General features: G+C 32.0%; 12 protein-coding genes. 10 read left to right on the top strand and 2 right to left on the bottom strand.

Annotation, left to right across the window (positions count from 1 at the left end):
• Positions 1 to 3: 3 nt before the first annotated feature.
• From OB7_RS01975 to hutU, 10 genes are all read left to right on the top strand, one after another.
• Positions 4 to 1,296, top strand: coding sequence for a nicotinate phosphoribosyltransferase (locus OB7_RS01975; RefSeq protein ID WP_004103663.1), 1,293 nt, complete (start codon positions 4 to 6; stop codon positions 1,294 to 1,296).
• A gap of 117 nt (positions 1,297 to 1,413) precedes the next feature.
• Positions 1,414 to 2,724: a glycine cleavage system aminomethyltransferase GcvT gene (gene gcvT / locus OB7_RS01970; RefSeq protein ID WP_114702379.1), complete on the top strand. Its 1,311-nt coding sequence runs from the start codon at positions 1,414 to 1,416 to the stop codon at positions 2,722 to 2,724.
• 20 nt (positions 2,725 to 2,744) lie between these two features.
• A complete protein-coding gene (gene gcvPA / locus OB7_RS01965) occupies positions 2,745 to 4,064 on the top strand; it encodes an aminomethyl-transferring glycine dehydrogenase subunit GcvPA (RefSeq protein ID WP_004103667.1) in 1,320 nt (439 codons plus the stop codon).
• Positions 4,065 to 4,083: 19 nt separating this feature from the next.
• Positions 4,084 to 5,526 (top strand): aminomethyl-transferring glycine dehydrogenase subunit GcvPB, encoded by a 1,443-nt coding sequence (gene gcvPB / locus OB7_RS01960; protein ID WP_004103670.1) that lies wholly within the window; start codon positions 4,084 to 4,086, stop codon positions 5,524 to 5,526.
• Positions 5,523 to 6,611: an iron-containing alcohol dehydrogenase family protein gene (locus OB7_RS01955; protein ID WP_232618026.1), complete on the top strand. Its 1,089-nt coding sequence runs from the start codon at positions 5,523 to 5,525 to the stop codon at positions 6,609 to 6,611. The genes gcvPB and OB7_RS01955 overlap by 4 nt, the downstream gene beginning before the upstream one ends.
• 2 nt (positions 6,612 to 6,613) lie before the next feature.
• A complete protein-coding gene (locus OB7_RS01950; protein ID WP_004103674.1) occupies positions 6,614 to 7,783 on the top strand; it encodes a class I SAM-dependent rRNA methyltransferase in 1,170 nt (389 codons plus the stop codon).
• 1 nt (position 7,784) lies between these two features.
• Positions 7,785 to 9,446, top strand: a complete 1,662-nt coding sequence (locus OB7_RS01945) for an outer membrane protein assembly factor BamB family protein (protein WP_114702378.1) — start codon at positions 7,785 to 7,787, stop codon at positions 9,444 to 9,446.
• Between the two features lie 15 nt (positions 9,447 to 9,461).
• Positions 9,462 to 10,010 carry an NUDIX hydrolase gene (locus OB7_RS01940; protein ID WP_114702377.1) on the top strand — a complete coding sequence of 183 codons (549 nt, stop codon included), beginning with the start codon at positions 9,462 to 9,464 and terminating at the stop codon, positions 10,008 to 10,010.
• Positions 10,010 to 11,233, top strand: coding sequence for a M20 family metallo-hydrolase (locus OB7_RS01935; protein ID WP_114702376.1), 1,224 nt, complete (start codon positions 10,010 to 10,012; stop codon positions 11,231 to 11,233). The genes OB7_RS01940 and OB7_RS01935 overlap by 1 nt, the downstream gene beginning before the upstream one ends.
• Positions 11,234 to 11,252: 19 nt before the next feature.
• Positions 11,253 to 12,902: a urocanate hydratase gene (gene hutU, locus OB7_RS01930; protein ID WP_114702375.1), complete on the top strand. Its 1,650-nt coding sequence runs from the start codon at positions 11,253 to 11,255 to the stop codon at positions 12,900 to 12,902.
• 69 nt (positions 12,903 to 12,971) lie between these two features.
• On the opposite strand, the gene OB7_RS01925 is transcribed toward hutU, so the two are convergent.
• Together OB7_RS01925 and OB7_RS01920 are read right to left on the bottom strand one after the other, a co-directional pair.
• A complete protein-coding gene (locus tag OB7_RS01925) occupies positions 12,972 to 14,132 on the bottom strand; it encodes a 2-oxoacid:acceptor oxidoreductase subunit alpha (protein WP_114702374.1) in 1,161 nt (386 codons plus the stop codon).
• Positions 14,125 to 14,352 (bottom strand): 4Fe-4S dicluster domain-containing protein, encoded by a 228-nt coding sequence (locus OB7_RS01920; RefSeq protein ID WP_114702373.1) that lies wholly within the window; start codon positions 14,350 to 14,352, stop codon positions 14,125 to 14,127. Before OB7_RS01920 ends, OB7_RS01925 begins: the two co-directional genes overlap by 8 nt.
• Positions 14,353 to 14,357: the final 5 nt, after the last annotated feature.

Below are 14,357 nucleotides of genomic sequence, written 5' to 3'. Positions count from 1 at the left end.
ATTATGACTAGACTTCATCCAAAGGTATTCAAATTACCTATTGATAAAATAAGAATGGGCTATTATTCTGATAAGTATTTTACAAGGTATGTTGAAATTTTAAAGCAGGATAACCACCATCCAAGGGTTTATTACCAATTCTTTCCACGCCAAGATGCAACTATATGCGGTATTGATGAAGCACTTGCAATACTAAAGTTTTGTACTGGATACTATAAAGATGAAGATAAAGCAAGAGAATTATTTTCAAATATGCTTGAAATAGATAAAAAAATGCAAAGTCTTAGTATTGAAGGAGATATAAAAGAAATAGTTAAATTAACTGAAAACAAATGGCAGCTTAGATTAAAACTAAACGATCTCTGGGTAGATAAGTGGGATGAAATTGAAGTAAGAGCAGCTTATGATGGAGATGATGTAAAAGAAGGGACGCCTATTCTAACAATAGAAGGCGATCCTACATATTTTGGTTATCTTGAAACTGTATTGCTAGGTGTTATTGCAAGAGCTTCAAGTACAGCAACCGCAGTAAAAAGAGTCGTAAAAGCTGCCAATGGAAAGCCAATACTGTTTTTTAGTGCTCGCTTTGATCATTTCTGGGTTCAAGCCACTGATGGCTATGCTGCACTAAAGGCTGGAGCATTTGGTGTTTCAACAGATGCAAATGCCGACTATTGGGGTATTGAATCTATGGGAACAATTCCTCATGCTTTAATTGCTGCATATAACGGGCAAACAGATATTGCATCAATTGCTTTTGATAAATATATGCCAGAACATGTAAATAGAATATTCCTAGTAGATTGGGACAACGACGTAATAAACACAACTTTTAAAGTAGTAAAAAGTTTTTATGAATATGTCACAGGGAAAAAATTCATTTTAGGTCAGACAGATCCATCTATTATTATTGGAGAAGGTAAAAACAAAATTTGGGGTGTAAGATTTGACACTTCAGGAAATTTAAGAGATAAATCCGTAGTTCCAAAAGATGAAAGTTCTTTTGGTGTTTGCCCAGAACTTGTCTGGCGTGCAAGACAAGAATTTGATAAAGTTGGACTAAAGGATTTGAAAATTGTAGTTTCTGGTGGTTTTGACGAAGAAAAAATAAGACTTTTTGAAAAGTTACAAGTTCCTGCAGATGTATATGGTGTTGGCTCAAAATTATTAAAGAAAAAGATTGATGTAACAGCAGACATAGTTGAGGTTAATGGAAAACCTTGTGCAAAAGTTGGTCGTTATAAAAAAGATAATTCCCATCTAAGTATAGTTCCAAAAAGGTTTTGGGAAAATTAACATAAATTAACATGACAAAGAATGAATATAAATATTTTTAATAATTACATTTTATTGTTCATAACTGAATTTTAACACTTTAAATTCTGGTGTTAGAATAAGAATGGAGATGAAATTGTGTGGAAAAAACTTTTAGAGGTTGATGGTGAAATAAATGCAAGGTTAATTGAAGGAATGCTAAAAACAAACAATATCGATTGTGTTATAAAATCAGTTGATGAACCATTCCCCAAAGCTTATTTTGGTTCAACTTCTTTTTTTGAAATTTATGTACCTAAAGATCTTTTTGATGAAGCAAATAATTTGCTTAATTCTTTTAAAAAGGAGGAATTATATATGAAATATACACCATTGTATGAGCAGCACGTAAAGCTAGGGGCCAAAATGGTTGAGTTTGCAGGTTTTCAAATGCCTATTCAATACACTGGGATTAAAGACGAAGTAATTGCTGTTAGAAAAGATGTTGGTATGTTTGATGTTTCTCATATGGGACAAGTATTAGTTGAAGGAAAAGATTCAACTAATTTTGTTAATTATTTAATTACCAATGATTTTAAAAATCTCTCAAATGGTGAAATTGTTTATACAGCTATGTGTAATGAAAATGGAGGATTCATAGACGATTTGCTTGCATATAAAATTTCAGACGAAAAAGCTTTCCTTGTTATAAATGCTGCAAACATTGAAAAAGACTTTGAATGGATGAAAAACGTAGCATTAAACTTTGATGTCAAGTTAGAAAATAAATCAGATGACTATGCGCTAATAGCAATACAAGGTCCAAACGCACAAAAGACTTTGCAAAAATTGACTGATATAGATTTAGAAAGTATAGGATACTATACATTTGTTTTCGGGAAAGTAAAAGATGTTGAAGCTTTAATATCTAGAACAGGTTATACAGGAGAAGATGGTTTTGAAATTTATACTACTGATAAAGATGGAATAGTAAAAATATGGGAAGAATTACTTAATTTAGGTGTTAAACCCGCAGGACTTGGCGCAAGAGATACTTTGAGACTTGAAGCATCTTTACTACTATATGGCAATGACATGGATGAAACAGTAACACCACTAGAAGCAGGTATAAAATGGGCCGTAAAATTTGACAAAGAATTTGTTGGAAAAGCTGCTTTAGAAAAGCAACTTGAAGAAGGTTTAAAAAGAAGATTAAAAGGTTTCAAGTTAATAGATAAGGGAATAGCAAGGCACGGCTACAAAGTTTTCAAAGATGGAAGGGAAATTGGTGTAGTTACAAGCGGCACCTTTTCACCTACATTAGACGAATCAATTGGCATGGCATTAATAGAAACTGGTTATAAGTCAGGAGATATAATTGAAATAGAAATTAGAAACAAATTGGTTAAAGCTGAAATAGTAAAAATGCCATTTTATAGAGGAAGTGTAAGATCAAAAAAGAAAAAATAAAAAAGAAAGGATGAGTGAATATGCACAGATATATTCCACATACTGAAGAAGAAATAAAGGAAATGTTAAAAGAAATAGGTATTAATTCTATAGAAGATTTATATTTGGATGTTCCAAAAACAATTGAAGAATACAATCTTGAAAATGGAAAAGATGAATTTTCAGTTTTAAAAGAAATTAAATCATTAAGTAAACTCAACAAAGTCTTTGAACCAGAAAAGGTTTTTGCAGGTGCTGGAATATATTTCCATTACATTCCAACTGTAGTTGAAACATTATCCAATAACCAAAATTTCGTTACCGCTTATACACCTTATCAAGCTGAAGTATCCCAAGGAACCTTGCAAGCTTTATTTGAATACCAAACAATGATGTGTGAACTTACTGGAATGGATGTAGCAAATTCCTCAATGTATGATGGAGCAACTGCCCTTGCTGAAGCAATGTTAATGGCTGTTAGAATTAATAATAAAACAAAAATTCTTGCCGCTGGTTCTATAAACCCTGAATTTTTGGCTACAAGCAAAACATATTGTACTCCACAAAATATTGAAATTGAAACTGTTAAATGGACAGAAAGTGGAACAATAGATCTAGAAGATCTAAAATCTAAGATTGACGATAACACATCGGCAGTTGTAGTTGGTTATCCTAACTTTTTTGGAATTGTAGAAGATTTAAAACAAATAAAAGAAATACTTCCAGACAATGTGGTTTTTATAGTAGTAAGTGAACCAATAGCGCTTTCAATCTTGGAAGCTCCTGGTAAATTTGGTGTTGACATTGTAGTTGGTGAAGGTCAATCTCTTGGAATAACCCCAAATTATGGCGGACCTGGAATTGGTTTCTTCACGACTTTAGCAAAACACGTAAGAAAGATGCCAGGAAGAATAATTGGTGAAACAAAAGACGTTGATGGAAAAAAAGGTTACGTTATGATTTTACAAACCAGAGAACAACATATTAGAAGAGCAAAAGCAACTTCAAACATTTGTTCTAACCATGCATTAATGGCCCTTAAAAATGCAATTTATATGTCTGTTATGGGGCCTGAAGGACTTAGAAAAGTAGCAAGAATGTCTTATAACGCTGCTCACTATCTTGCAGAAAAATTAGTTGAAAAAGGTTACAATTTGACATTTAATGGACCTTTCTTTAACGAATTTGTATTTAATGCAGGAGAAAACTATTATGAGAAATGGAAAACAATGGCCAATGATGGAATACTTGGTCCTCTACCATTAGAAAAGGCAATGCCAAACTTTAAAAATTCTGCTCTTGCATGCTGTACTGAAGTAAACACAAAAGAAAGCATTGATGAGCTATTAAAACATTTTTAATAGGATTGGAGGGAAATAAATGACAATTTTCGAAATCTCCAAAGAAGGAAGAATAGGTTTTCAGCTACCTGACAATAATATAAAAGATTACGAAATAAATCTTCCAGAATATCTTTTAAGAAAATCCTTGCCAAGACTTCCTCAAGTTAGTGAAGTCGATGTTGTAAGACATTATACTAACCTTTCTGCAAAAAATTATTCAGTAGATGTTGGTTTTTACCCACTTGGTTCATGTACAATGAAATACAATCCAAAAGTAAATGAGAAAGTGGCCTCATTTGAAGAATTTAGTATGATCCATCCATTTCAGCCACATGAAACTGTTCAAGGTGCTTTAAAGTTAATGTACGATCTCAAAGAAATGCTCTGTGAAATTACTGGAATGGATGATATGACGTTAATACCATCTGCAGGGGCTCATGGTGAGTTAACTGGAATATTAATATCAAGAGCCTATCACTTAAGTCGTGGTGATACCAAAAGAACAAAGGTAATTGTGCCCGATAGTGCACATGGAACTAACCCAGCTTCAGCTAGAATGGCTGGATTTGATGTAATTGAAATAAAATCAGGACCAGATGGAAGAGTTGACTTAAATGAACTTGAAAAAGTCTTAGATGAAACTGTTGCAGTAATCATGCTTACAAACCCAAATACTCTTGGATTATTTGAAAAAGATATATTAAAAATTGCACAAATGGCACATGATAAAGGGGCTCTTCTCTATTATGATGGAGCAAATTTAAATGCAATTTTGGGAAGAACAAGACCTGGGGATATGGGATTCGATATTGTCCACTTAAATCTTCATAAAACATTTAGCACTCCTCACGGAATGGGTGGACCTGGAAGCGGACCAGTTGGTGTAAAAAAACACCTTGCTAAGTTTTTACCAGTTCCAGAAATAGTTAAAATTGAGGATAAATACACATTAAATTATAATAAACCTGAAAGTATAGGATTTATAAGAAGCTATTTTGGAAATTTCTCGGTCATGGTTAGAGCATATACATATATTAAAACAATGGGAAAAGATGGATTGAAAAAAGCTGGAGAAATGGCCGTTTTAAACGCTAACTATTTGAGAGTTAAAGTAAGCAAAATAATGGATATTGCATATCCAGGAATATGTATGCACGAATTTGTATCTACGTGTGAAAAACTGACGAAAGAAACCGGTGTAAAAGCATTAGATATTGCTAAAAGATTATTAGACTACGGAATCCACGCTCCAACGATGTATTTCCCATTAATTGTCCATGAAGACTTTATGATTGAACCTACTGAAACTGAAAGTAAAGATACATTAGATAAATTTGCTCAAATACTTGAAAAAATATTTAATGAAGCACGTGAAAATCCTGAGCTTGTAAAAGGTGCACCATATAATACCCCAGTAAGACGTCTTGACGATGTAAGTGCTTCAAGAAAACCTGTATTTAAATACAATTTTGAGGAGTGATAGTATTGAGGTTCTTTCTTCCAACAAAGGTTTTCTTCGAAGACAACTACAATGAATCAGTAGATGAAATAAAAAAACTTGGTGAAAGCTTTTTAATAATAACAGGAAAAAGCTCTAAAAAAAATGGAAGTCTTGAGGAATTAATAAGGATCTTAGAAAATTTGAACAAAAAATATGAAATTTTTGACGAAACACTTGAAAACCCTCCTAAAGAAATGATAGAAGAAATTATAAGGAAATTTGGTAAAAACTGGGATGTAATTGTTGGTCTTGGCGGTGGTAGTCCAATGGACGCCGCCAAGGCTATTGCTGTCTTGTGTAAAAACGATATTTCAATTGAGGATCTTTATGATCAAGGTAAATACAAAACTGCATCTAAAATAATCTGTATTCCAACAACTTCGGGTACAGGAAGTGAAGTAACACAATATTCTGTACTAACTATCAATAATGTAAAAAAAGGATTTAAGCATGAAATAGTATTCCCTACATTGTCACTCCTTGAGCCTAAATATACTTTAACCATGTCAAAAGAACTTACTATTTCTACAGGTCTTGACGCCCTGTCTCATGCAGTTGAATCTGTACTTTCTCTGAAATCAAACTCTTTCTCAGATCTTTATGCATTCAAAGCAATCGAAATTATTTCTCAAGATTTACCAAAACTTGTTAACAACCTTTCTGATTATTCATTAAGAAGAAATTTAATGCTTGCATCAATGTATGCAGGAGTAGCTATAAGTATTACTGGAACAACAATAGCACATTCATTGGGATACTCTTTTACAACTGACAAAAATATTAAACATGGTCTTGCCACGGCAGTTTTTCTACCTTTTGAAATAGAAAACTCAGGCTCAAAAAAAGCTGAAGAAATTAAAGCAATCATGGGAAATATCCTCGATTTTCTTAAAAAACTAGAAATTAATTTAAATTTTGAAGTTAGTGATGATGAAATTGAAAAATGGGCTGAAAGAGTTAAAAATTCTTCCCATGTAAAAGTTACACCTGGAATTTATACCAAAGAGAAAATTATAAAAGCTTATAAATGGTTCTTTGAAGAATCTGGTTTGTTTGGAGGGTAATAATGAAAGTTTATTTAAAGAAAAACATTAAAAATAGAGTTAAAAATGGACATCCATGGATTTATGAAAATGAAATCGAACACATAGATGGAACACCTCAAAATGGTGATATTGTTAGTGTCTTTAACCACGAAAGGCATTTTGTTGGTAAAGGTTACATTAATTTTAACTCTAAAATAAGGATTAGAATTTTAACAAGATTAAATGAAGAAATAAACAAAAGTTTTTTTGAAAAAAGAATAAAAGAAGCATTACTTAGAAGAAATCCAAAAGAAGAAAGCTTTAGAATTATTTTCTCAGAAGCTGATAATTTGCCCGGGATCATAGCCGACAAATTTGGAGATTATATAGTAATTGAAATTAACACTCTTGGAATGGAAAAGTTTAAAAACGAAATATTAGATATATTGATAAATACTTTTTCACCAAAAGGAATATTTGAAAAATCAGAAAGTACATCAAGAATAAAAGAAGGACTTCAAGAATCTGTTGGTTGGATCTATAAATCAGGGCCTGAATTGATACCTTATAAAGTAAATGATATTTTATTCTTTGCTGATACTTTAGGACAAAAAACTGGTGCATTTTTAGATCAAAGATTTAATGCTTTATCACTAAAAAATTATTCAAAAGATGCCATATGTCTAGACGCATTTTGTTACACTGGAAATTTTGGAATGCATATGCTAAAGTTCGGCGCAAAACACGTAACGTTTTTAGATTATTCTGAAAGAGCAATTGAAGTGGTAAACATTACTGCCAAGAAAAACAATTTTAAAAATTACGATACTATAATCGGAAATGCCTTTGATATTTTGAAATCTTATGACAACAATTCAAAAATATTTGATATTATCTCAATTGATCCACCAGCTTTTGCAAAAAATGCAAATAGCAAAGCTAATGCAAAAAGGGGCTACAAAGAGATAAATTTAAGAGCAATGAAGATACTTAAAAATAATGGAATTCTTGCAACTTCTTCATGTACTCAAGTAATTACGGAAGAAGATTTTAAAAATATTATATTTTCAGCAGCAGTTGATGCTGGAAAATTGGCAAGAATTCTCTTTCGTGGAGATCAACCATACGATCATCCTTATGTATTAAATATTCTTGAAACAAAATATCTTAAATTTTTACTTTTACAACTTGAAAATATGAAAGGTGTGTAAAATGAAGAAACTATTATCTATATTATTTGTTTTTCTTACACTGCTCCTATTTTCTCAAATTTATTTTCTTACTGATGGAGGAATTTATAAATCAACCGACAAAATATTGGATGGAAAATTTAAGGATATTTGCTTTTTAGACAACAAAATTTATGCAATTTATAATGATTCAATAGTTGATATTTTTACAAAAAAGGAAATTTATATAGAATCTCCAATCTACATTGGAGAAGGTTATTTTTTATCTAACAATAGATTATATAAATTCGAAAATGGAAAACTTGAATTAATAAGAATCATTTCGAATCTTGAACATCCTTTTGTTTATAAAGACATTATATTTGGTATAAATATGGGGAATGTTGTTGCTTTGGATAACGGAAAAATTGTATGGTCGCTAAGTCCTAATAATGGAAAAATACATAAAATTAGAATTGCAAATGGAAAACTTGCAGTTTTTTCTTCTTCAGATTTATCAATTTTTGATATTGAAAATCCTAAATTTCCAAAGTTCATAAAAAAATTCAATATAGCTGATGATTATGTATACAACGGTTATCATGTTATTTTAAAAAATAACTTATTACAATTTTACGATGAAAATAATAAACTAATATTCTCAAAAAATGTTAATGGCAATAAAATAATTACCGATGGTGAAAATATAATAGTAGGCAATTACCTAATTACAAAAGATTTTAATGTTACAACTTATCCATTCAAAATAATTGCTTTTATTAATGTTAGTCATGAAATTAACTTTACAGATAATAAAGTTAAGCTTTTATGGCAAATAAACCTAGATCAAGAGATAACATCAAAACCCGTTGCCAAAGATGGTACTCTCTACGTAGCCGCAACAAATGGGAAAATATTCAAAATCGAAGATGGAAAAATTACATGGAATTATACTTTACCTTTCATTGTTACTGGACATCTTACTCTAAATAATGATGGGATTTTAGTTACATGCTGGGATGATTACGTATATCAATTTGATTTTAATGGAAACCTAATGTGGAAAGTAGAACTTGATTCTGATCTAACTTTAGGAGCTGCTTTCGATGGTCAAATAATTTATGTGGTATCCGACAATGGAGTTTTATATGAAATTAAAGACGGTAAAATTTTGAACCACTATGATGTTGGGAAATGGCCTATTTCTGGACCTTTCGTTTCATTATCAGGAAGTGTTTACATTGTAGATGGTATGGGGTATATATGGAAAAACAATAAAAAAGATAAGTTTGTTGGAAATGTCAAAAACCTAGCTTTTTCATTAGAAAACCCTCAAATTCCCCCTGAAAATTCTTTCATATTACTCGATATACTAAATAATAGATATACATTTAAAGAAAATAATATATACAAAAATGATAACTTGATATTGTCACTTGATGAAAATATTCAAGATGGTATTGTTGGAAATAAATTTCTATATGTTTTATCAAGCGGTAATAAATTGTATGTAATTGATTTAAAAAATTATAATATAGTATACAATAACTTTTTTGAAAACTCAAAATTTCTGGTAATGGACAATATTGGAAATTTATTTATAATCGGAAAAAATATTTATGCATTATCTACAAATGACATGCCAAGTGAATCTTGGTACAGCATTTACAAAAATCATTTAAACTCATCTTCTGTAAATTTCTAACTGAGGTGACAAATAATGTTTATAGGTGCAGAAGAATATGCTGTTGTAGTTCCTGTCGTTAATAAAAAATATTTTTTATTCGAAATTAGATCAAATTTACTAAGAATACAACCAGGGGAAATATCTTTTCCAGGCGGGAAAATAGAATATGGAGAAACCCTAAAAAGTGCTGCAATAAGAGAAACAGTAGAAGAAATTGGTGTACGACCAAATATAATTTCAAATCTTCCTCCAGTTTATACTCCATTTAATATTATTATACATCCCTTTATTGGTATTTTAGAAAACTCTAATTTAAATATAAACAAATATGAAGTCGAAAAAACTATTGAAGTGCCAATTGAAATTTTTAAATCACCTAAGTATACATATGACTTAAAAGTAAAAGTCATTCCTCCTAGTTCTTTCCCATTTCATCTAATTCCAAATGGAAGGGATTATAAATGGAGAAGTGGAACATACAAAGTTATGTTTTTTGAATATAATGATCATATTATCTGGGGAATGACAGCTTTAATTGCACACGAAGCATATAAAAAAATAAATGAAAAGGGGGAAAAATAATGAAAGAAAAGATTATCAAAAGAGTTGAAGAAATTCAAGAAGACATTAAAAATTCAATGAAAAAGTTTATTTCAATCAACTCAGTGAACCCAAGATCCGGAGGTCCAGGTGAAAAAGAAATGGCTGAATGGCTTCAAAGCTTAATAAAAGACTGGGGTTTTGATTCAATTGAAAGGTACGATGCTAAAGATGATATTGTTCCGTATGGATTCAGACCAAATATCGTTGCAAGATATAATGGAACAGTTGGAAAAAGAACAATTTGGATAATTACACACATGGACAAAGTACCAGCTGGAGATTTAAGTTTGTGGGAAAATGATCCTTTTACACCTGTAGAAAAAGATGGAAAAATTTACGGGCGAGGTGCGGAAGACAATGGATCTTCTTTAATTGCATCTTTATATGGTTTGAAGACAATAATGGATCTAGGTATTCGCCCAAAAGATAATATTGCCTTAGCTTTTGTTTCTGATGAGGAAACTGGTTCTGATTATGGCATTAAATATCTTGTTAAACAAAATCTTTTTAGTAAAAATGATTTGTTCCTTGTGCCTGATTCAGGAGAACCTGACGGTTCATTTATTGAAATAGCCGAAAAATCAATACTTTGGTTTAAAGTAATTGTTTCCGGAAAACAAGCTCATGCTTCAAGGCCTGATATTGCTAAAAATGCTCACAGATACGGAGCAAGGTTTTTAACAATTTTAGATGAATATTTAAATTCAAATTATAATGAAGAAGATTTACTTTTTGATTATCCAAAAAGTTCATTTGAACCAACTAAAAAAGAATCCAACGTTGAAAATGTAAATACCATTCCTGGAACAGATATTTTCTATTTTGATTGTAGGATATTACCACAATATAATTTAGAGGAAATTTTTAAAAACATTGTAAGTTTAGGTGAAAAATTTGAAAAAGAAAATGGAGTAAAAATCCAAATTGAAAAACTCCAATTTGAACAAGCGGCCCCTCCTACTGATAAAAATTCAGAAATAGTAGTTAAATTAATAAATGCAATTAAAGAAATGAGAAACATAACACCAAGAGTAGGAGGAATTGGTGGTGGAACTTGTGCTGCAATTTTAAGAAATGAAGGTTTACCAGCTGCTGTTTGGGCTACTATTGATGAAACTGCCCATCAACCTAATGAATATGTTGTAATTAAAAACTTAATTGAAGATACCAAGGTCTATGCCTACTTAATTGCAAATTCATAAAAGAAAAGGGGGAAAAACTATGGAAAGAATTATTAGAGCACCAAGGGGAACAACATTATCATGTAAAAGTTGGCAAACGGAAGCTCCAATGAGAATGCTTATGAACAACCTTGATCCAGAAGTTGCAAGAGACCCTGCAAATCTAATTGTGTATGGTGGAACTGGTAGAGCTGCAAGAAACTGGCAATGTTTTGATAAAATAGTGGAAACACTAAAAACTTTGGAAATGGATGAAACATTACTTGTACAAAGTGGAAAACCAGTTGCAGTATTTAAAACAAGTGAATGGGCTCCTCGTGTTTTGATTGCAAATTCAAACTTGGTACCAAAATGGGCAAATTGGGAATATTTTAGAGAATTAGAAGAAAGAGGCCTTATAATGTATGGTCAAATGACCGCTGGAAGCTGGATATATATAGGAACTCAAGGCATTTTGCAAGGAACATATGAAACTTTTTATGCAGTTGCCAAAAAATATTTTGGTGGAACTTTAAAAGGAAAATGGGTACTTACAGCTGGACTCGGTGAAATGGGTGGAGCTCAACCTCTTGCAGTAACATTAAATGATGGTGTTGTACTTGCAGTTGAAATAGACAAAAGAATGATTGAAAGAAGACTTAATACTGGATATCTTGATACTTGGACTGACAACTTAGATGAAGCACTTGAAATGGTTCAAAAAGCAGTTAAAGAAGAAAGACCATTATCTGTTGGACTTCTTGCCAATGCAGCAGATGTTCATCCTGAACTTGTTAAAAGAGGAATAATTCCTGATATAGTTACTGACCAAACTGCAGCCCACGATCCACTAACTGGATACGTTCCAGCTGGAATGTCATTTGATGAAGCATTAAAATTAAGAAAAGAAAATCCTCAGAAATACTTAGAATTAGTTTATGAGAGCGTTGTAAAACATATTAATGCAATCCTTGAAATGCAAAAACAAGGTGCAAAAGTATTTGAGTACGGTAATAATATTAGAAGGCTTGCATATGATCACGGTGTAAAAGATGCATTTAATATCCCAGGATATGTACCCGAATATATTAGAGATTTATTTGCCGAAGGAAAAGGACCATTTAGATGGGCTGCTCTATCTGGAAATCCTGAGGATATTTACAAAACCGATAAGAAAGTTCTCGAGTTATTCCCATATGATGACCACCTAAGAAAATGGATAGAACTTGCACAAAAGAAAGTAAAATGGCAAGGATTACCTGCAAGAATTTGCTGGCTTGGGCAAGGAGAACGTGCGGAATTTGGACTTGCAATCAACGAAATGGTCAAAAAAGGTGAATTAGAAGCACCTATAGTCATTGGGAGGGATCACCATGATACTGGATCAGTAGCAAGTCCATATAGAGAAACTGAAGCTATGAAAGATGGAAGTGATGCAATTGCAGACTGGCCAATTTTAAATGCTATGTTAAATGTAGCAAGTGGCGCTACATGGGTTTCATTCCATCATGGTGGTGGTGTTGGTATTGGTTATTCCTTACACGCAGGTATGGTTATAGTTGCAGATGGAACAGACCTAGCACACAAAAAACTTGAAAGAGTCTTAACAAATGATGTTGGTTTGGGTGTTGTAAGACATGCTGATGCCGGCTATGAAATTGCAATCGAAACTGCTAAAAAACATAATTTAAGAATGCCAATGCTTGATTAAAATTTCTTACTATAAAAAATGGCTTTGGGTAATCCCAAAGCCATTTTTTTAATTACTTTTATTTAACTGCTAGTAATCATATCCTTCTGTTAGAATTTCATTAATTCCATCAAGTATTTCTTCAGGTGTAATTAATTCTCCACCTACTTTATTAATAAATTTAACTTTCGTTCCTGGTTTTACCAATCTTAAAATTTCCCTTCCATATTGTCCCAAATTCATTTCTGGAATTACTACAGCTTCAACTTTTGAAAGCCTTTTTCTAAGTTCGTGAACTGGAAGCGGCCATATTGTTATTGGTTTAAACAACCCTACTCTCATCTTATCATTTCTTGCAATTTTCACTGCTTCTTTTGCGCTTCTTGCAACTATTCCATATGCAATTACCAAAACTTCTGCATCTTCTGTTAAATATTCATCATATATTGAGATTTCATCAATATGTAACTTTATTTTGTTAGATAATCTCTTAATAAGTTTTTCTGCTGTTTCATATGCTGCATTTGGAAAACCTGATTCATCGTGGACAAGGCCCGAAACATGGAATCTTGTTTTTCCCATTTCAACTAATGCAGTTGGTTTTGGCTCTGCATATTCACTTTCAACATATGGAACAAATATTTCTTCTTCCTCTAGTTCTTTTTCAGAAATTCTATTTACAATCTCAACATTCTTTAAATCAGGCAACTCAAAAGCTTCTCTCATATGACCAAGTGTTTCATCCATCAAAAATACTACTGGAGTTCTATATATTTCAGCTAAATTAAATGCTTCTATCATATATCTATATACCTCTTCAACAGTTGAAGGATACAAAGCTATTATGGCATGGTCCCCGTGAGTTCCCCATCTTGCCTGCATTATATCGCCTTGAGCAGGTTTAGTTGGTAAACCTGTTGAAGGTCCTCCCCTCATCACATTTACAAATACACAAGGCGTTTCAGTCATTATTGCGTATCCTAATGCTTCTTGCATTAAGCTAAAACCCGGCCCACTTGTTGCAGTCATTGATTTTACACCAGCAAGAGAAGCACCTATTATAGCTGCTGCACTCCCTATTTCATCTTCCATCTGTATAAAGACACCATTTACTTTTGGAAGCTCTCTTGCCATGGTTTCTGCAATTTCTGAAGATGGGGTTATAGGATATCCTGCGTAAAATCTACATCCTGCCTTTAAAGCCCCATAGGCTGCAGCTTCGTTTCCTTGCCAAAAAACAAGTTTACCCATTTTTTTCACCTACTTTTTCAGTTATATCTACAATGTTTATAGCAAAATCTGGACACAAATTTTCACATATAAGACAGCCAATACAGGTAGAATGATCTTCAACTACCGGTCTTTTAAGTTCTCCCTCCTTGATAGTTTTTGTTGGACACGTATGATAACAAATCCCACAGCTTTTACACCAATCATAATTTATATCTACTCTAAAACTTCTTTTTGCCATCTAAA

It is taken from the genome of Thermosipho africanus Ob7 (genome assembly GCF_003351105.1).
GTDB classification, from domain to species: Bacteria; Thermotogota; Thermotogae; order Thermotogales; family Fervidobacteriaceae; genus Thermosipho; species Thermosipho africanus.
The sequence above is the reverse complement of the archived record's forward strand: the minus strand, read 5'-3'. Positions and strand labels throughout refer to the sequence as shown.